The sequence below is a fragment of the Lawsonibacter sp. JLR.KK007 genome, assembly GCF_036941135.1.
Lineage (GTDB): Bacteria > Bacillota > Clostridia > Oscillospirales > Oscillospiraceae > Lawsonibacter.
The window spans coordinates 316,899-333,935 of sequence record NZ_JAYWSY010000003.1 but is presented as its reverse complement, the minus strand read 5'-3'; the positions used below and the strand labels follow the sequence as shown (position 1 = coordinate 333,935).

Sequence of the window (17,037 nt, the reverse complement as noted above, 5' to 3'; positions counted from 1 at the left end):
TCCATTCATTGCTTCTTCCGCAGGAAGGAAAATTTCGTCTCGGAGCACACCACCGCCACAAAGATCAGGGCAAAGCCGGCCAGCAGCCGGGCGGTGACCGGGTCGCCGTAGAAGATCACCGAGGACAGCACTCCGAACACCGACTCCAGGGACAAAATCACCGCGGCGGAGGCGGGGTCGGACCAGACCATGCCCACGTTCTGGAACAGCAGGGCCACGGTGGTGGCCATCACGCACAGGTAGAGCATGGGCAGCAGCATGGCCGGGCTGGCCAGCTGGGCGGCGGGGAAGGTCTCGGTACAGGCTCCGCCGATCCAAGCGTACAGGGCGGCGAAGGCAAACTGGAACACGGTGAGCAGGGTGATGTCCGTTCCGGGGGACACCTTGGCCACCGCCACGATATGGCTGGCGTAGAAAATGGCGCATACCAAGGTAAGCAGGTCGCCGGTGGTGATAGCCAGGTCCTCGGTGAGGGACACCAGTCCCACCCCCGCCACGCAAAGCACAGCGGCGATGATGTTATACCGGTCGGGTTTGATCTTCACCACCGCCCATGTGAGGAAGGGCACCAGCACGCAGTACACCGCCGTCAAAAACGCGTTTTTGGAGGGGGTGGTCAGAGCCAGGCCGAAGGTCTGCACTGAGTAGGCCAGAAACAGAAAGCCGCCGATAATGGCCCCCCGCCACAGGTAGTCCAAGGAAAACTCCTTCCACCTCTTCCAGGCCGCCAGGGCCAGCAGCAGCGCCCCGGCGGTAAACCGGATGGCCAGCAGGTAAAACACCGGAATCACATCCAGGGCGTTTTTCATGATGAAGAAGGAGGTGCCCCAGATGAGGGCGGCGGCAAAGAGCATGGGCTTGGCAAGCAGACGCATCGTTTTGGGGGACATTTGTATCAACTCCAATTGCAAAAGAGATTTGGACTATGCTATGATAGGAGAAAAGGAGGGAACAGCATGGACATCCTCACACGAGATTTTTACAGCCGGGACACGCTCGCCGTGGCCCGGGACCTGCTGGGCCGGGACATTGTCCGGGTGCTGGAGGACGGAACCGCCCTGCGCTGCCGTATCACTGAGACGGAGGCCTACATCGGCCGGGCGGACAAGGCCTGCCACGCCTACGGCTATAAACGCACCTCTCGGACCGAGACCCTGTTCGCCCCGCCGGGGACGGCCTACATCTACCTGATCTACGGGATGTACCACTGCCTCAACTTTGTCACCGAGGCGGAGGGGGAACCGGCCGCCGTGCTGATCCGGGGGGCGGTCCCGGTCGAAAACGGAGATATTATAGCAAAGAACCGCTTCCATTGCAAGGAAAATGAGCTGAATGCCTACCAGAGAAAGAATTTTCTCAACGGCCCAGGCAAGCTGTGCAGGGGGCTGGCCCTCACCCGGACCCAGAACGGCCTGGATCTCACCGCCCCGGAGGGCGGACTGTACGTCTGCGAGGGACAGCCTCCCGCCCCCGAGGCGGTGCGCACCGGCAAACGCATTGGCATTGACTATGCGGAGGAGGCTGTGGATTTCCTCTGGCGGTTTTATATTGGAACGCAAAAGCAGGGACCATAACGGTCCCTGCTTTTCATTCGGACATGTAAACCTCTTCCGCGTCCCGGCTGGCCCGCTCCAGCAGCGACAGCGCCTCCTGGTACTTTTGCTCCTCCAGCAAGTCCATGGCGTCCGTAACGGCACGGAACAGGAGGTGGTACATTTTTTCGTACATAGCAATCCCTCGCATTCGACTTTATATATGCAATCCGATTATAAAATCGATTTCAGAATATGTCAAGCCGAATTTCGGCTAATTGCTGGTTTATCGGCATAAAAACCTCCATATGATTAAAATCATAGGAGGGCTCAGCATGGAATTGGATTATAAGGAGATTGGTAAGCGCATTGCCCGCAGACGAAAGCAGCTTGGCTTAAAGCAGTTTCAAGTGGAGGAACGGGCCGATATCGGATACAAATACCTTTCCAGCATTGAACGCGCAATCTCCATCCCCTCCACCGAGGTCATCATGAAGCTGGCCCTGGCTCTGGAAACCACGCCGGACGAATTTCTGGTGGGCGCCAGTCTCTGGCCCGAGGAGGACTGGCGGTCGGTGGCGGAGAAGCTGCGCACCTTAAACGCGGGCCAGCTGGAGCTGGTCCGGCGGTTCATCGACCTGGCGGCGGAGCAGCCCTTATAACACAAAACAGCCCCCGGCTTTCGCCGGGGGCTGTCTCTATGCTTGGGATCAGTTGGCCACAACGATACGCACCTGCTGGCCCACCTGGTCCACGTAAATGGAGAAGGTCTCGGAGTAGGTCTTGATGGAGTTGAACCGCTCCGTGCCGGTGCCGCCGGTCAGCCAGTTGTCCTTGGACACCTTGTTGCCGGTGCGGTTGTAGTAGCACTCCACGTTGTCCGCAATCTGGTAGGTGTGGGCGCCCACCCGGACGTAGTACTCACCCTGGCTCTCGAAGAAGTCGGAGACCTTCACCTGCCGGATCTCCTGGAGCTTGACGATCTCCCGAATGGTGCTGCTGTCGTCCCGGTTCGTGCCCAGGACCACCCCGACCATATCGCCGCTTTGGCCGCGGTAGGTGGTGGCGGAGCTGAACTGGATGTCCTGGCTGCCGCTGCGCAGATACCAGACATACCGCTCTTTTCCATCTATTTCCTCATAGCCGCCCACCATCATGCCGTAGATGTAGGCCACACCGGTGACATCCTCCAGCACAATGTAGTCCACAACGCCGGAGCTGTTTGCGTGGTAGCTGACCTTATCCGCGGGGATGGACTCCATGGTCAGGCTGCCCCGGTCCACGGACTGCAGGGGGCTGTTCTTCAGCTGCTCATAGATCCGGACGCTGGGGGAGACGGTGAGGGCGCCCAGCTTCAGTCCGGCCACGTCGAAGGCGCCGGGGGCCCGGTTGACGGGCAGCTTGCTCACCGAGAAGCCGTCCTTCACCGAGGAGATCACCACCGGCTCGTCCGCCGTCACACTGGAGGCGTTGGTCACCTTGCCGGACAGGTCCAGAGTGCCGCCGCCGGGGAGGAAGATGGACACGCCGCCCTCCGTGGCCGTGCCGATGGCGGTGGAGCGGACCTGGGCGCTGGCGGGGACGATGCCGGCCACTACGCCGTCGGCGGTGAGGAGGAGGGACACGCTGTCGCCGGGCTTCAGGTCACCGATGGTGTCCCAGGCGCTCTCCAGCACCTCCATCTCCTTGCCCACCACGTTGATGGTCTGGGGGGTCTTGGGGTTGGGCTTGGGGTCGGAGTAGACAGCGGTCATCCGCAGGTCGGACACCACTAAGGTGTTGCTGACGGGGTCGTAGGTGACCACGTCGTAGGGCTTGATCTGGTTCAGGCGGATGGGCTGGCGGTCCTTGATGACACTGAAGTTGGTCACGCCGCCGGTGAGGTGGTGGAAGGTGGCGGCGGTGGCGGTACCCATGACCACCACGGCGTCGGAGTCGATGGTGTTGGCCCCGCCGGTGGCGTAGACGGCCACGATCTTGCCCTTCTCCGAGTACATGGTGAGCTGGGTACCCGAGGTGAGGGAGGCATACGCCTCCAGCCAGTCCTTTCCAGCGTCCGAGGCGGAGGTATACACCGTAGTCCCGGAGGAGATGGTATACTGCTGGCCGCTGCTGGCCTTCACCGAATTGGCCTGGGCGCTGCCGTTGAGGACAATGGTGGTGACGGTGCTCTTGTCGGGCACAAAGGCCACCACCTCCTGCTTGTCATTGAGCACCAGATAGCCCCGCTTGCCCTGAAGGGCGGCCACATTGCCGTCGCCGTGGGCAGGGAGGTAGGCCTCGGAGTCCTTGCTCTGGCCGGTGGTGCGGATGGCGCCGATGGTGCTGCCGTCGTCCGTCTCCACGTTGACCGACAGGACGATGGTCTTCTCCTGCCCGTTGGACAGGGTCCCGATGGTCTCGTAGTACGCCTTGCCCTCCTTGGTCTTGCAGGACAGGGCGTTGACAAACAGCTGGGCCGCCTGGGCCCGGTTGATGGCAGTGCCGGCGGGCAGGTCCAGGCCCTCCGTCAGGCCGGTGGACGCGGCCAGGTCCATGTAGCCCTGGGGCCACACAGCCCCCGCCTCCTTGCTGGTGTACCCCAGCGCACGAAGGAGGATGGTAGCCGCCTCCGCCATCGTAATGTTGTCATCGGGGAGGAAACGGCCGTCCCCCACGCCGGAGACCAGGGGGATGGAGCTGCTGTTCTCCCCGTCGCTCTCGCTCACCGGGATGCTGGCCGCCAGATTGACGTAGGCCCTGGCCCAGTGGCCGCTCTTCACGTCGGAGAAGATGGTCCGGGTGGAGTAGCGGGGCGCCTCGTCCCCCCGCTGGAGGAAGGTGACCACCATGGTGCAGAATTGGGCCCGGGTCAGCGACCCCGAGGGGTTAAAGCGGTTTTCACCGGTGCCGCTGACCACCCCCATCAGCCGCAGAATGTCGGCGTTGAGGGCGGTATTGGGATCGCTCACGTCGGTGAAGGACCCAGGGGCCGCGGACGCCGGCAGGACCACCAGGGACAGGGCCAGCGCTGCGGCGAGGACGGCCGCCTCCAGCCGTTTGAATATTCTCATAACCGATCTCTCCTTTCAGTCCGCCCGCAGGGCCACCACCGGCTGCAGGCCGGAGGCCTTGATGGCGGGGTACATGCCGAAGATGATGCCCAGCACCACCGAGAACAGGAAGGCCCCGATGGCGATGGTGGGCTCGGGCATGAGGATCATGCCGTCAAACACGTCCTCCATCAGCTTGCCGGCGATCATGGTGCCCACATAGCCGATGCCGATGCCGATGAGCCCGCCCAGGGAGCAGATCACCGCCGACTCGATGAGGAACTGGGTGATGATGCTGGACCGCTCCGCGCCGATGGCCTTGCGGATGCCGATCTCCCGGGTGCGCTCGGTGACGGTGACCAGCATGATGTTCATAATGCCGATGCCGCCCACCAGCAGGGAGATGCCGGCGATGGCCCCCATCACCAGGGACTGCATCAGGTTGGCCTTTTGGGCATCCTGCATCCAGCTGTCGTCGCTGCCCACGTTGTAGTCCCCGTTCTCCCGCCAGCCGTCGGCGTTCTTGGGAAACATGCCGTTGAGGAAGGCGTCGATCCGGGTGGTGGCCTCAATGGTGGAGGGGCCGTCCTTGGCCTTGATGACATATTGGTTCATGGAGTTATTCTTGTTCATACTGCGGTTAAAGGTGTAGGGGATTACGATGGCGCTGTCCATCCCGTTGCTGTACTGCAGGTCCATGCTGTTGTACCAGCCCACCACCTGGAAGGGGTCGCCGTTGATGCTGATGGTCTCCCCCACCGGGTCGGTATAGCCGAAGATCTGCTCCTTGGCGCTGGAGCCCAGCACGCACACCGGCAGGGTCTTTTCCACCTCCAGGTAGGTAAACTCCCGCCCGCCGGCCAGGGTGTAGTTGTTGCACACCCCGTAGCTCTCGGACCCCAGCTTGAAGCGGAGCATTTTCTCGGAGGTATCCCCGTCCATCATCATGCCCCCTCCGGGCATGGGGGTGGCCAGGGCCTCCCAGTCGTTCACCGGGAGCACCTTGGAGCCGTACTGCACCGTCCCCTTGTCATTGATCTCCGCATTCGGGGTAATGCCCAGAATCAGGTCGCTGAGGGACAGGCAGTAGTCAAAAATTTTCTGACCCGTCTCGTTGTCCACATCGTAGTAGGAGTAGGCGTACAGAGTGATCTTGTTGTCGCCCATCTTCTCAAAATACTCCATGTTCTTCTTGGCCTGGCCCTGCATGACAGACACCATGATGACCACCGACGCCACGCCGATGATGATGCCCAGCATGGTGAGGAAGGACCGGGTCTTCTTCATGGCGATGGACTTGAAGGCCATTTTAAAGGCTTGCCAAAGGTTCATTCCCAATCCACCTCCTGGGGTTTGTCTGAGATGATCTTCCCGTCGGACAGCCGTACCACCCGCTTGGCGGTGGCGGCGATGCCGTCGTCGTGGGTGATCAGCAGGATGGTCGTCCCGCCCCGGTACAGCTCCCGGAGAATTTCCAGCACATGCCGGCCTGTCCGGGAGTCCAGGGCGCCGGTGGGCTCGTCAGCCATGATGATAGGGGGACTGGTGGCGATGGCCCGGGCGATGGCCACCCGCTGCTGCTGGCCGCCGGACATCTCCGAGGGCCGGTGGTGGGCCCGGTCGTCCATACCCACCTTGGCCAGGGCCTCCATGGCCATGTCCTCCCGGTCGAAAACGGACACCCCCCGGTAGATCAGGGGCAGGGTCACGTTCTCCAGGGCGTCCAGCTCCTGAATCAGGTTGTAGCCCTGGAAGATGAAGCCGATCTCCCGGTTGCGGATGCGGGCCAGCTGCTTGTCGGTGAGGGTGTTGATGTCGTTGCCGTCCAGGAAGTACTCCCCGTAGGTGGGGATGTCCAGGCAGCCCAGCACGTTCATCATGGTGGACTTGCCCGAGCCCGACTGGCCCACGATGGCCACGAACTCCCCCTTGTCGATCTGCAGGGAGACGCCGTCCAGAGCTCTTACCTCGCTCTCCTTGCCCTCGTTGTATATCTTATAGAGGTCTCGAATGTCGATCAGCATGGCGCACCTCACCAACCGGAGTAATCGGTGACGGTGTAGTTGTAGAACACCGTGTCCCCCTCGTTGACGCCGGAGATGATCTCCACGTTCTGGGTGTCGGCAATGCCGGTCTCCACCACCACGGGGTAGTAGCCCTCCTCCTGACTGGGGAAGGTGCGCTTCTGGCCGGGTTCAAAGGTGGGATACTCCAGCTCGGGCAGTTCCTCGGGGGGCTGATCCATCTGGACAAAGACCACCGAACACCGGTTGCCCTCGGTATCGCTGAAGTACTGCACGCAGGCGGTGGGCACCATCACGCAGGCCTCCGATTCGCTGGTGACGAAGGAGTATTGCAGGTAGGCGCCGTCCATCAGCGCGCCGCCGAAGTTGTCCACCTCCAGGGTAACCGGGTAGTTGGTCATGCCCTGGCCGCTCTCCGCCCCGGCCATGTCAATGGAGGTGACCTGGCCCTGGAATACGTTGCCGTTCCAGTCCGACAGGTCCACAAAGCTGCCCGGCTTGATGAACGCGATGTTCCGGTCGTCCACGGTGATGGTGACCAGCATGGTCACGTTGTTGGAGATCATGACCACCGTGTCGCCGCTCTTCACCTCCTGGCCCTCCACCAGGTTGCAGGAAGTAACCGTGCCGTCGATGGGGGCCACGGCGTTGAAGTCGTTCATGGCGTTCTGGGCCTCGTCCAGTTTGGTCTGCTGGTTGCGGATCTGCTCGTCGATGGTGTTGGAGCCTAAGTACAGCAGGGGCTCGCCCTCATAGACGTTGGCGTAGTTGAGCAGGTTGCCCAGGCCGATCACCGGGCCGGAGGCCTTGGCCAGCACGTCCCGGGTCTCGTAAAACTGGGTCTGGCCGTTCCTGTAGGGGTAAATCTCCCCGCCCTCGGAATCGGTGAGCATGGCGGAGGCGTCCATCTTCTCGGTGAGGGTGCCCGGGTTGTCAAAGACGATAACCACCTCAAAGTGGACCGCCCCCTCGGGGGAGACAAAGCTCACCTTGTTGATCTTCTCCACCCGGCCGGTGTAGGTCTTCATCACCGCTGGGATAGACACGTCCACGCTCTGGCCCACATGGACGTCCCCCTCGTAGGCGTAGCTGAAGTAGAGGGACAGCTTCAGCTTTTTGTCGTTGACCAGGGTGGCGATTTTGGTGCCCTTGCTCACCTCCTGGTCCATCTGGAACTCCGACACATCCATCAGCTTGCCGGCGAAGGGGGCCTGGACCGTGAGGTTGTTGGCCTCCTCCAGCAGCTTATCCATCTCGGTCTGGGCCTCGGTCAGCGCCTTCTCCGCCGCCTCGCTGTAGATGGTGTACAGCGGGTCGCCGGCCATCACGGTCTGGCCGCCGGTGACGTAGACCTCCTGGACCACGCCGCTCTGGGTCAGGGTGATGGCGGCCTGCTCCTTGGCCCGGGCGGTGCCCTGTCCGGACACCTTGCTCTGGATGGTGCCGATGGATGCGGTGGCGGGGAAGATCTCCCCCACCTCGTCGTCGGTGGCGGTAAGGAAGCGGTACAGGGCAAAGCCCCCTCCGCCGAAGATGGCTGCGGCCACGCCCAGGGCGATGAGCCGCTTGACGATCTTCTGCCGCCCCTTCCCCGCCGGCTTCTTGACCGGGGGCCTGGAGGGCGCGGACGGGGCAGTCTCTGCCGGGACGGCCGCCTCCTGCACGGGGGCGGTCTGGATTTCTTTCACATCTGGCATAGCGGCATCCTCCTATTTCAACGGTCTGTCCACAGTGGACCGGACAGGCTCCTGCTTGTACTTGCTTTCTCATTATATGCCCCTTTTCCGGGGGTATCAATTACAAGACGGTTACAGTTTTATTTCAGATTTCCTGAACCTGGCCTGTCTGGATCGCATTCTTCTATATAGGCTCTGCTCCGCAACGTCAGCAAAACAAACAGCAGAAGCATAAGGCAAAACAGAGCGAGAGCGGCCCTCAGGGATAAGGAAAGGTTTGAGAGCAGCAGTGCAACGCCAATCACACAGACAGCGGTTTCCTGTAGGCGTGCCATGACGCGGTCCAGGCCGTAAGCGGTCTTGACCGTCCCAAAAACACCCTCCACAGCATTGCGGTCGCAGTTGTCCTGATACTCCAGTTTCTTTGCTTGACGGGACAGGCCGGGAGCTTTTGGCGGCTTTCCCAGGGCCGGACCGGACAGACGAATACCAAGCTCTTTGCAAAAAGCCAGTGTCTGGCGGCTGCGGTAGATTTTGTCCGCCAGGATACGTTCCGGGTAACAGCCATAGCGCTCCCGGTACCGAGCCACCGCCCGCCAGAGGTCTTCCGATTCGTTGAAGGGCTCGAAGTCCAGCCGTTCGATCCTGGCATAGCCATCCACCAGACTGATATGCAGTTTTGAGCCAAACTCGGTATTGGCGTGGGCTTTTCCCCGAACGATGGGCCGGACCCAGGGCTGGGCCAGACTGACGATGCGCCGGGGAATGCTGTGGGTCCCGGATTCAAACATGAGGCGCTGCTGCTCGTAGACAGTAGTCATGATATTCAGGCGGTCCGCCTGCTTTGAAGACAATTTTGCACCTTTTTGAACCAATTCAGCTATGTACCTGATATCCCGGCGGATGTATTGCAGCTGTTTGCGTATCGCGGAACGGATTGCGTTCCCACTGCGCTTCTTGCTTTTGGACAGACGGAGATAGTCCTTCCGGGCGCGCTTGCGGTACATCCGGGGCTTCTTCTGTCCTGCCGCTTTACACAGCTCGTCCACCGTTTTCTCCGCTTTCTCCCGCACTTGGTTGAGTAAATCGATGTCCTGAGGATAGGCGATGTCCGCGGGGCAGCATGTGGCGTCCAGAATCAATGTCCCGCTGTTAGGCGGATCGTTCCCGTCATCCGAGTCATCCTGTTTCCCTGTCGCCGCTTTTGGGACAGACGCCTCCAGAATTGCTGCCAGGTCCTCCTCGCTGAACCGTTTCCGGAACGCTACCAGCGTGGACGCTCCGAACGGACACGGCCCGTACTCCTTCATGCCGATGAAATATTGCAGATACGGGTTTTCTCCAATGTGCTTCACCAGCCATTGGTCGCTGCATTTCAGCCGCCGCTGAATCAGCAGCGCCCCTAATGCCATCCGTGCCGGATGGGCCGGGTGACCATTGTTCACGAATCGCGCTGCATACCGTTCCTCCGCTATCTCCCACGGAACCAGCGCCGCCAGTTTCACCCAATCGTTTTCTGGGTCCAGTTTCCCATATGGAAAGATGAAATCTTCCATCCGAAGCTGACTGTTGTCCTTATACATCCACTCCGCCCCCTATAAGTGCACGCTTTTTCCTTGCTTTTTCCCAATTCCCTTGCACCTATTCTACCATATTTCATCCCATATTGCTTGTCTTCTAAGCAGTTTGAGGTTACGAAGCAGGCCCTATATAGACGCAGGAGACGGAAAAAAGTTCCCGTCTCCCGGAAGATTTTTCAAACTTTTGTCATATGGGCGGAGGCGGACTTCAGCATCAGCCGCTTGGTGCCCACGTTGTCGAAGGCGATCTCCACCAGGGCGTCGCCCCCCATGGCCTGAACGGACAGCACCATCCCCCGGCCGAATGCCTTGTGGTCCACCATGTCTCCCTTGGCCAGCTGCATGGCGGGCCCTCCGCCGCCCCCCGCCGGGGCCGCGCCGGAGGAGACGGCAGGCCGCGCGGCCGGGCTCCGGCCCGCGCCGTAGACGGGCCGCTGGCCGTAAGACCCCCGCCCGCTCTGGAGCCCCCCGTAGCCGCCGTAGCCCGAGGCCCGGCTGGGCATACCTCCCCATCCCTCTGCGGCATCGGACAGAAAGGTCTTGCCCGACTGCTCCAGGTGCTCCGCCGGGATCTCTCCCACAAACCGGGAGGGCCGGTTGGCGCTGGTGCGGCCGAAGAGCATCCGCTGGTTGGCGCAGGTGAGGTGCAGCTGCTCCTTGGCCCGGGTCATGGCCACGTAGCACAGGCGGCGTTCCTCCTCCATCTCCTCCGTCTCACCGATGGCCCGGCTGCCGGGGAAGATGCCCTCCTCCGCCCCCACCACAAAGACCACCGGAAACTCCAGTCCCTTGGCGGCGTGCATGGTCATCATCACCACACAGTCCTGGTTGGGGTCGTGGCTGTCGATGTCGGTGTACAGGGCAATCTCGTCCAGAAAGCCGTGGAGCGCATCCAGCAGGGACTCCTCTGGATCGGCCCGGTTCTCCAAATAGCTGTTGATGGAGGTGAGCAGCTCCCGCACGTTCTCCAGGCGGCCCTGGTCCTCCACTGTGTTTTTGCTCTCCAGCATCACGGCGTAGCCGGTGCGGGCCAGCAGCTCCTCGTAAAAGTCCGGCAGGGACAGCTGGTTTTCCGCCAGCAGCTGGTACAGCCCCTGGATCAGTCCGGTAAAGTCGGACAGCCTGGGGGCCGCCTTCCGCAGCTCGGGATACATGTCCGCGTTGTCGATGACGGCATAGACCGAGCTCTCCTCCCGCCGGGCGATGTCCTGGGCCAGCTCCACCGTCCGGGCGCCGATGCCCCGTGGGGGATTGTTGATGATGCGGGTCAGGCGCAGGTCGTCCTCCGGGTTGTCCAGAACGGCCAGATAGGCCAGCACGTCCTTCACCTCCGCCCGGTCGAAGAACCGGGTGCCCCCGATGATCCGGTAGGGAACCCCGCTGCGCTTGAAGGCCTGCTCGATCTGGTTGGACTGGACGTTCATCCGGTAGAGGACGGCATGGTCCTTCCAGCGCCGCCCCTGGCCGTAATGTTCCAGGACCTTGGTCGCCACATACTGGGCCTCATCGTTCTCGTTCATGGCGGTGTACAGCTGGAGCATGTCCCCCGCCCCCGCCCTGGTCCACAGCTCCTTTCCCTTACGGCCCTGGTTGTTGCGGATGACCGCGTTGGCCGCGTCCAGGATGTGGCCGGTGGAGCGGTAGTTCTCCTCCAGGCGGATGGTGCGGCAGCCCTTGTACTGCTTTTCAAAGGAGAGGATGTTTTCGATGGTGGCCCCTCGGAAGCGGTAGATGGACTGGTCGTCGTCCCCCACCACGCAGAAGTTCTCATACCCCCCCGCCAGGGTGGAGGCCAGCAGGTACTGGAGGTTGTTGGTATCCTGATACTCGTCGATGAGCACATAGCGGAATTTCCGCTGATAATATTCCCGCACCTCCTCAAAGCCCATGAGCAGGCGGACGGTGTGGAGGATGATGTCGTCAAAGTCCAGGGCGTTGGCCTCCCACAGGCGCCGCTGGTACTCCATGTACACGCTGGCGATCTTGGCCAGCCGGAAGTCCCCGGACTTTTCACACTCGTCCAGGTAGTCCGGAGCCAGCTTCATGGCGTCCTTGGCCCGGGAGATGTACCCCAGCATTGACCGGGGGGCGAACTGCTTTTCATCCAGGTTCAGCTGCTTGAGGATGTCCTTGATGACCCGCAGGGAATCATCGGTGTCGTAGATGGTGAAGGAGGAGGCAAAGCCCAGCTTGTCGATGTCCCGGCGGAGGATGCGCACACAGGCGGAGTGGAAGGTACTGGCCCAGATATCGTTGGCGGAGGGGCCCAGCAGGGCGGCCAGCCGGTCCTTCAGCTCCCCGGCGGCCTTGTTGGTGAAGGTAATGGCCAGGATGGACCAGGGGGCGGCGGGTTCCAGACGGCACAGCCGCTCCTGACGGGCCTTGTCCCCCTCCCCTGTCCGGGCGTACGTCTCCAGAAAGGCCAGGTCGTCCTCGGTGACCGATTCCGGCGCCTCGCCGCAGTCCGACCCCCGACCGTACCGCATCAGGTTGGCGACCCGGTGGATGAGCACGGTAGTCTTGCCGCTCCCCGCCCCCGCCAGAAGGAGGAGCGGTCCCTCGGTGGCCAGCACCGCCTTCTGCTGTTCCGGGTTCAGCCGGGCAAAATCCCGGGCGATGGCCTCCCGGCGGGCCTTGCAGAATTGAAGCTCCTGTTGCTGATTCAGCATAGATCAAACATCCTTTGTATGGTATGCTCCTATTGTAATCCAAACTTCTCCTCCGGTCAACCAAAGAAAACCAGGCATGTCCCTCTTTCCCGCCGCATAGATTAAAGCGAAACCAATTTGTAACCCTTTTTTCACCAGGCCGTAATGGGTTCGATAAGAAGGTAACAGACGGTCCATGCTATAATAAGGTCACAAACAGGAAAGGAGGTCTCCCACTATGTACAAAAAACTGCTGGCGGCCGCTCTTATCACCTCGATGCTCGTGTTACCGGTGAACAGCACCGGCCCGGCCGTCTCTTCGGAGGCCCCGCCTGCCGGACCGGCGCAAGACTACCTCCCCGGCGACGTTCCCGCCCAAACGGACGCGGCGGAGTCCATGGCTCCCGCCTTCCACGCTCTGGTGCTGGCCATGCTGAACCACGACGCGGACCAGTTCCCCTTCGCAGACAGCAGCCTGAATTGGGAGGCGCTGTACAACATGCTGTCCCTCTACGGGCAGTTGGACAGCCGCAGTGTGATTGAGAAGGGCGAGATGCTCTTCCCCGAGGAGACCCTGCTGGACTACGCCGCCGCCCTGTCGCTCACCGCCAAGCAGCTGGATTCTCCCCCAGCCGCCCTCCGGGACCGGCTGAATTACGACAACGTCTCCCGCTGCTACGTAGTGGTCTGCGGCGAGGATGACCTGGCGCAGATCCGGGTGGACAGCCTGCGGCCCTCCGCCGGGGGCTATACCCTCACCGGCGCCCTGGTTTACCAGGTGGACGGCCGGGTCCTGGCCCGGTTCCAGGCCACCCTCCAGCCTTGGGACACCATGTTCGGATATGTCGTCACCAGCATGAACCTCACCGGCTGATCATCAAACACACAAAACAGGCCCCCCGGCTGACGCCGGGGGGCCTGCTGTATCCTCAATTCACTTTTGAAAGGAGGCGCTCATCTCCTGAAAGCATCTCGGACAAATATTTTTCCCTCGGAACTCAATGATATCCTTCTCGTTATCGCAAAAGATGCAGGCTGGCTGAAATTTCTTCAGCACGATGGACGGACCGTCCATGTAGATCTCCAAGGAATCCTTCTCCTCGATGTCCAGAGTACGGCGCAGCTCGATGGGCAGTACGATGCGGCCCAGTTCGTCCACCTTTCGGACAATGCCAGTGGATTTCATGTAATTGCCTCCTTTGTTATCGTTACACGGACCCGGAGTCCAAGGCCTGGCTCCGGCACATCTTTCTCTTCTATTGTAGCGGCAAAAAAATGCAATGTCAACTGTTTCTATCGGGCAAAATAGGGTGAAAAATGTAGAATTTTTGTGGAAAAGAAGGTATGGGCTGGATTTTTTTGTAAATTTCCACCTTTCCCGCAGACATGATTTTCCAGTTCCCTCCGTATAGATGGGACAAGAGGGAGGGGATCGGCCTTGACAATGACTGTAATCTGGACCGGGATGGTGGTGCTTTCCATTCTGTGCGGATTGGCCACCGGGCGCGGGCCCGAGGTAGCGGCCGCGGCGGTGGAGGGCACCTCGGCGGCGGTGCAGCTGGCGCTGTCCATCGCGGGGATGCTGTGCCTGTGGACCGGCGTGATGGAGGTGATGCGCCAGTCTGGGCTGGCCGATCAGCTGTCCCGGCTGCTGTCCCCCATCCTGCGCCAGCTGTTTCCCCAGGCGGCCCGGGACCGGGAGGCCATGGACAGCATCTCCGCCAACGTGTCCGCCAACCTGCTGGGGCTGGGCAGCGCCGCCACCCCTCTGGGCCTGGAGGCCGCACGCCGTCTGGCCCGGTCCAGCCCCGGCACGGCCTCTGACAGCCTGTGCATGCTGGTAGTATGCAACACCGCCTCCATCCAGCTCATCCCCACCACGGTGGCCTCCGTCCGGGCGGCGGAGGGCTGTCAGACCCCCTTCGACATCCTCCCCGCCGTCTGGCTGGCCTCCGCTCTGTCCGTGGGGGTTGGAATCGCCGCCTGCAAGCTGTTTTCCAAAATCTGGAGGGATTAACCATGGATCTCTTGTTCACCATGCTGGTCCCCCTGACCATCGGGGCCATCGCCGTCTACGCCGCCGGCCGCCGGGTCGACGTCTACTCCGCCCTGGTCCAGGGGGCGGGCTCGGGGCTGGACACTTTGCTGCGCATCGTCCCCGCTCTCATCGGGCTGATGACGGCGGTGTATATGCTCCGGGCCTCGGGCGCGCTGGAGCTGCTGGCTCAGGCCCTGGCCCCCCTCCTGGACCGGCTGGGCCTGCCCTCGGAGCTGCTGCCCCTGATGCTGGTGCGGCCCATCAGCGGCTCCGCCGCTTTAGGGGTAGGGGCGGAGCTCATCTCCACCTACGGCCCCGACTCCACCCTGGGCCGCACCGCCGCCGTCATGCTGGGCTCCACCGAGACCACTTTCTACACCATCGCCGTCTACTTCGGTGCGGTGGGCATCACCAAAACCCGCTACGCCGTCCCCGCCGCTCTGTGCGCCGACCTCACCGGCTTTCTCGCCGCCGCCTGGGCGGTCCGGATCTGCTTCGGGTGATGCTACAGATACTCCACAAAGGTCTCCAGCCTGGTCCAGGACAGCTCCAGGTCCTCGATCTCCTGCCAGCTGTGGAAGTTGGCCTCCAGCTCCTCCCATGTCAGGTACCAGAAGTCATACTCGATCCCCAGGTGGGTGGGCAGGATATCCTCAATGATCTTTTTCAGCTCCTCAAAGTTGGCCGGCTCCCCGGCCACACCGGGGAAGGAGACGGACACCTCTCCCTTCCCCCGCTCCTTCACCACCGCGGGGACGCCGCAGCCGGTGATGGTGTCGTTGATGGCCTCCAGAGTAAAGCTGTCCCCGCCAATGCGCAGCAGGGCGGCCAGGGCGGCGGCCAGCTTTCTGGGCTGGTCCGCCACCGGACGGCGGACAAACAGCCGGGCGATGTTCTCCAGCCCCCAGTCCTCCGCCGTGGTCAGAGAGTTCTCTCGCTGGACCTCCTCCAACCAGGCCATCACCTTGTCCAGCTCTTCGCCCTGTACATCCAGCTCTCCGCCGTTGAAGGGCGCATCCAGTCTGTAGATTCCCAGGGGACGCAGCAGGTCCCGCATGCATTGGGCGTGCTTCATACCTTCGCCTCCACCCGCAGCGTGCCCAGCAGGGGCAGCTGGTCCTCCCTGACTGCCACATCCGCCGCCGGAGTGGTGATGGAATAGTTGGCCACACCTTCACAGTGGTAGATAATCTCCCCCAGTCTGGCCCGGAGGATGCGCTGGCCCAGCAGCCTGCCGTTAAACCAGCCCCGGACGGCCTCCTCCACCCGGCCCAGCACCTCCGCGCTGTTTCGGCCCTCTTCCGCCTCCACTGCCACGGCGATATTCACCGTCACCGTCTCCGGAGCCCGTACCTGCAGGTCCACGGCGATCTCCCGCCGCGCCTCAAAGTAATCCGTCAGCTCCTTCAGCAGCTCCTGACCGGGCAGTCCGGCCAGGGTGGCGGGGACGATATCCACCGACCCTACTCCCCTGGGCCGGGGGATCACCGCCGCAGCCGCCACCTGGTCGAAGGACAGCGCCCCCTGCTGGTAGAAGGCGCTGTTGGCGCCGTTGGGCAGGCGCTTGAAGGTCTCCAGCACCCGGACGCGCAGCTCCTCATCGGTCTCGCCGTCCGCCCCTCCGGCGCAGGGCTCCGGATTGGTGCAGGCGGAAACGCCGATGGGCGCCACCGCCATGGACACAATGGCTCTGGCGGACACATTGCCCAGCTTTCCCGGCTCCAGCGCCTGGACGGACACATCTGCCGTCAGCTGTCCCGCCGGGATCGCGGCGGGCTCCGTGGTCTCAAACCGGACAAGCCCCGCCGTCATGCAGACCGTCCCCCGGGGGATCTCCCTGGGGGCGTCCGAGACCTCTCCCGCCGCAAACCGGACGGTCCCCTCCGCAGTCACCGCCGGCTTGCGCTCCAGCCCCCGCAGCTGGGCGTGGGCGTCCAGATACTCCCCCTCCGCAGTCTGGGGAAACGCCTGCCGCACCACCCAGTCCGCCTGCACATACAGGGAGTAGACCTGGGCCGCCAGCGCGTACAGCCGGGCGGACAGGTCGCACCCCTCCCGGGGTTCCAGCCCGGTCTGCTCCCCAAAGCAGACCAGCATCTCCTGATAAATTTCGTCAATGGTCTTCATACCTTCCCCCTCCTTCTGACCGTCCAGCCGCCGCAAGGGGCAGCTGGACGGTCAATTCCTCCCCCTGCCAGGTCAGCCAGACAGTGAGCGCCCCCTGCTCCTCCACCTGAGTCAGCTCCACCAGCTGTACAGCCAGATCCGCCTCCTCCCGCAGGGCCTCGGTCACATACTGCGCGGCCAGCGCCTGGCGGGCGGAGGGCTTTTCCCGGCCCAGCTGATACAGCCGGCTGCCCAGCTCGGGCAGAAAGGGAAACGCCCCCCGCCGGGCGGTGAGGCGGTAAAGCACCCGGGCCAGCACCTCCTCCCCTCCCGTCAGCGCGGTGAGGCTCCCTGTTCCGTCGGGGACATAGTCCCCATCTATAAGCTTCCACTCCATGGCG

The 17,037-nt window shown here is 62.4% G+C and carries 17 protein-coding genes; 5 read left to right on the top strand and 12 right to left on the bottom strand.

Translation table 11 applies throughout. From position 1 onward, the window contains the following. Nucleotides 1–5 precede the first annotated feature (5 nt). Nucleotides 6–890: a DMT family transporter gene (locus VV088_RS19855; protein WP_334602392.1), complete on the bottom strand. Its 885-nt coding sequence runs from the start codon at nt 888–890 to the stop codon at nt 6–8. A gap of 66 nt (nt 891–956) precedes the next feature. On the opposite strand from VV088_RS19855, the gene VV088_RS19850 reads away from it, so the two are divergent. Next, complete coding sequence (locus VV088_RS19850) at nt 957–1,574, top strand: DNA-3-methyladenine glycosylase (RefSeq protein ID WP_334602391.1); 618 nt, start codon at nt 957–959, stop codon at nt 1,572–1,574. Nucleotides 1,575–1,587: 13 nt separating this feature from the next. Here VV088_RS19850 and VV088_RS19845 read toward each other — a convergent pair whose 3' ends face one another. Further along, a complete protein-coding gene (locus VV088_RS19845; protein ID WP_334602390.1) occupies nt 1,588–1,728 on the bottom strand; it encodes a hypothetical protein in 141 nt (46 codons plus the stop codon). A 139-nt stretch (nt 1,729–1,867) separates the two neighbouring features. Between VV088_RS19845 and VV088_RS19840 the strand changes: the two genes are divergently transcribed. After that, on the top strand, nt 1,868–2,194 hold the full coding sequence (locus VV088_RS19840; RefSeq protein WP_334602389.1) for a helix-turn-helix domain-containing protein: 327 nt from the start codon (nt 1,868–1,870) through the stop codon (nt 2,192–2,194). Nucleotides 2,195–2,242: 48 nt separating this feature from the next. Here VV088_RS19840 and VV088_RS19835 read toward each other — a convergent pair whose 3' ends face one another. From VV088_RS19835 to VV088_RS19810, 6 genes are all read right to left on the bottom strand, one after another. Then, nucleotides 2,243–4,585 (bottom strand): S-layer homology domain-containing protein, encoded by a 2,343-nt coding sequence (locus tag VV088_RS19835; RefSeq protein WP_334602388.1) that lies wholly within the window; start codon nt 4,583–4,585, stop codon nt 2,243–2,245. A 15-nt stretch (nt 4,586–4,600) separates the two neighbouring features. Next, entirely contained in the window at nt 4,601–5,896 is a 1,296-nt protein-coding gene (locus VV088_RS19830) for an ABC transporter permease (protein WP_334602387.1), read from the bottom strand. Then, a complete protein-coding gene (locus VV088_RS19825; protein WP_334602386.1) occupies nt 5,893–6,588 on the bottom strand; it encodes an ABC transporter ATP-binding protein in 696 nt (231 codons plus the stop codon). The genes VV088_RS19830 and VV088_RS19825 overlap by 4 nt, the downstream gene beginning before the upstream one ends. An 8-nt stretch (nt 6,589–6,596) precedes the next feature. Beyond that, nucleotides 6,597–8,285, bottom strand: coding sequence for an HlyD family efflux transporter periplasmic adaptor subunit (locus VV088_RS19820; protein WP_334602385.1), 1,689 nt, complete (start codon nt 8,283–8,285; stop codon nt 6,597–6,599). A 119-nt stretch (nt 8,286–8,404) separates the two neighbouring features. Then, entirely contained in the window at nt 8,405–9,847 is a 1,443-nt protein-coding gene (locus VV088_RS19815) for an IS5 family transposase (protein WP_334602384.1), read from the bottom strand. Between the two features lie 173 nt (nt 9,848–10,020). Next, nucleotides 10,021–12,513: an ATP-dependent helicase gene (locus VV088_RS19810; RefSeq protein ID WP_334602383.1), complete on the bottom strand. Its 2,493-nt coding sequence runs from the start codon at nt 12,511–12,513 to the stop codon at nt 10,021–10,023. A gap of 217 nt (nt 12,514–12,730) precedes the next feature. Here VV088_RS19810 and VV088_RS19805 point away from each other — a divergent pair, with 217 nt between their 5' ends. Continuing rightward, nucleotides 12,731–13,366, top strand: a complete 636-nt coding sequence (locus VV088_RS19805) for a hypothetical protein (protein WP_334602382.1) — start codon at nt 12,731–12,733, stop codon at nt 13,364–13,366. Nucleotides 13,367–13,426: 60 nt separating this feature from the next. Here VV088_RS19805 and VV088_RS19800 read toward each other — a convergent pair whose 3' ends face one another. Continuing rightward, on the bottom strand, nt 13,427–13,678 hold the full coding sequence (locus tag VV088_RS19800) for an AbrB/MazE/SpoVT family DNA-binding domain-containing protein (protein WP_334602381.1): 252 nt from the start codon (nt 13,676–13,678) through the stop codon (nt 13,427–13,429). 258 nt (nt 13,679–13,936) lie between these two features. Between VV088_RS19800 and VV088_RS19795 the strand changes: the two genes are divergently transcribed. Continuing rightward, nucleotides 13,937–14,509 carry a nucleoside recognition domain-containing protein gene (locus tag VV088_RS19795; RefSeq protein ID WP_334602864.1) on the top strand — a complete coding sequence of 191 codons (573 nt, stop codon included), beginning with the start codon at nt 13,937–13,939 and terminating at the stop codon, nt 14,507–14,509. A 2-nt stretch (nt 14,510–14,511) separates the two neighbouring features. Continuing rightward, nucleotides 14,512–15,033 carry a spore maturation protein gene (locus VV088_RS19790; RefSeq protein ID WP_334602380.1) on the top strand — a complete coding sequence of 174 codons (522 nt, stop codon included), beginning with the start codon at nt 14,512–14,514 and terminating at the stop codon, nt 15,031–15,033. A gap of 2 nt (nt 15,034–15,035) precedes the next feature. Here the strand turns inward: VV088_RS19790 and VV088_RS19785 are convergent, their stop codons facing one another. The 3 genes from VV088_RS19785 to VV088_RS19775 are packed head-to-tail and all read right to left on the bottom strand — an operon-like array spanning nt 15,036 to nt 17,033. Then, on the bottom strand, nt 15,036–15,605 hold the full coding sequence (locus VV088_RS19785) for a DUF2313 domain-containing protein (protein ID WP_334602379.1): 570 nt from the start codon (nt 15,603–15,605) through the stop codon (nt 15,036–15,038). Beyond that, on the bottom strand, nt 15,602–16,657 hold the full coding sequence (locus VV088_RS19780) for a baseplate J/gp47 family protein (protein ID WP_334602378.1): 1,056 nt from the start codon (nt 16,655–16,657) through the stop codon (nt 15,602–15,604). The genes VV088_RS19785 and VV088_RS19780 overlap by 4 nt, the downstream gene beginning before the upstream one ends. Beyond that, on the bottom strand, nt 16,644–17,033 hold the full coding sequence (locus tag VV088_RS19775) for a hypothetical protein (protein ID WP_334602377.1): 390 nt from the start codon (nt 17,031–17,033) through the stop codon (nt 16,644–16,646). Before VV088_RS19775 ends, VV088_RS19780 begins: the two co-directional genes overlap by 14 nt. Nucleotides 17,034–17,037: the final 4 nt, after the last annotated feature.

Coding starts and splice junctions, on each gene's coding strand:
- VV088_RS19855 (WP_334602392.1), bottom strand. CDS start 890: ATGTCCCCCAAAACGATGCGTCTGCTTGCCAAGCCCATGCTCTTTGCC.
- VV088_RS19850 (WP_334602391.1), top strand. CDS start 957: ATGGACATCCTCACACGAGATTTTTACAGCCGGGACACGCTCGCCGTG.
- VV088_RS19845 (WP_334602390.1), bottom strand. CDS start 1,728: ATGTACGAAAAAATGTACCACCTCCTGTTCCGTGCCGTTACGGACGCC.
- VV088_RS19840 (WP_334602389.1), top strand. CDS start 1,868: ATGGAATTGGATTATAAGGAGATTGGTAAGCGCATTGCCCGCAGACGA.
- VV088_RS19835 (WP_334602388.1), bottom strand. CDS start 4,585: ATGAGAATATTCAAACGGCTGGAGGCGGCCGTCCTCGCCGCAGCGCTG.
- VV088_RS19830 (WP_334602387.1), bottom strand. CDS start 5,896: ATGAACCTTTGGCAAGCCTTTAAAATGGCCTTCAAGTCCATCGCCATG.
- VV088_RS19825 (WP_334602386.1), bottom strand. CDS start 6,588: ATGCTGATCGACATTCGAGACCTCTATAAGATATACAACGAGGGCAAG.
- VV088_RS19820 (WP_334602385.1), bottom strand. CDS start 8,285: ATGCCAGATGTGAAAGAAATCCAGACCGCCCCCGTGCAGGAGGCGGCC.
- VV088_RS19815 (WP_334602384.1), bottom strand. CDS start 9,847: ATGTATAAGGACAACAGTCAGCTTCGGATGGAAGATTTCATCTTTCCA.
- VV088_RS19810 (WP_334602383.1), bottom strand. CDS start 12,513: ATGCTGAATCAGCAACAGGAGCTTCAATTCTGCAAGGCCCGCCGGGAG.
- VV088_RS19805 (WP_334602382.1), top strand. CDS start 12,731: ATGTACAAAAAACTGCTGGCGGCCGCTCTTATCACCTCGATGCTCGTG.
- VV088_RS19800 (WP_334602381.1), bottom strand. CDS start 13,678: ATGAAATCCACTGGCATTGTCCGAAAGGTGGACGAACTGGGCCGCATC.
- VV088_RS19795 (WP_334602864.1), top strand. CDS start 13,937: ATGACTGTAATCTGGACCGGGATGGTGGTGCTTTCCATTCTGTGCGGA.
- VV088_RS19790 (WP_334602380.1), top strand. CDS start 14,512: ATGGATCTCTTGTTCACCATGCTGGTCCCCCTGACCATCGGGGCCATC.
- VV088_RS19785 (WP_334602379.1), bottom strand. CDS start 15,605: ATGAAGCACGCCCAATGCATGCGGGACCTGCTGCGTCCCCTGGGAATC.
- VV088_RS19780 (WP_334602378.1), bottom strand. CDS start 16,657: ATGAAGACCATTGACGAAATTTATCAGGAGATGCTGGTCTGCTTTGGG.
- VV088_RS19775 (WP_334602377.1), bottom strand. CDS start 17,033: ATGGAGTGGAAGCTTATAGATGGGGACTATGTCCCCGACGGAACAGGG.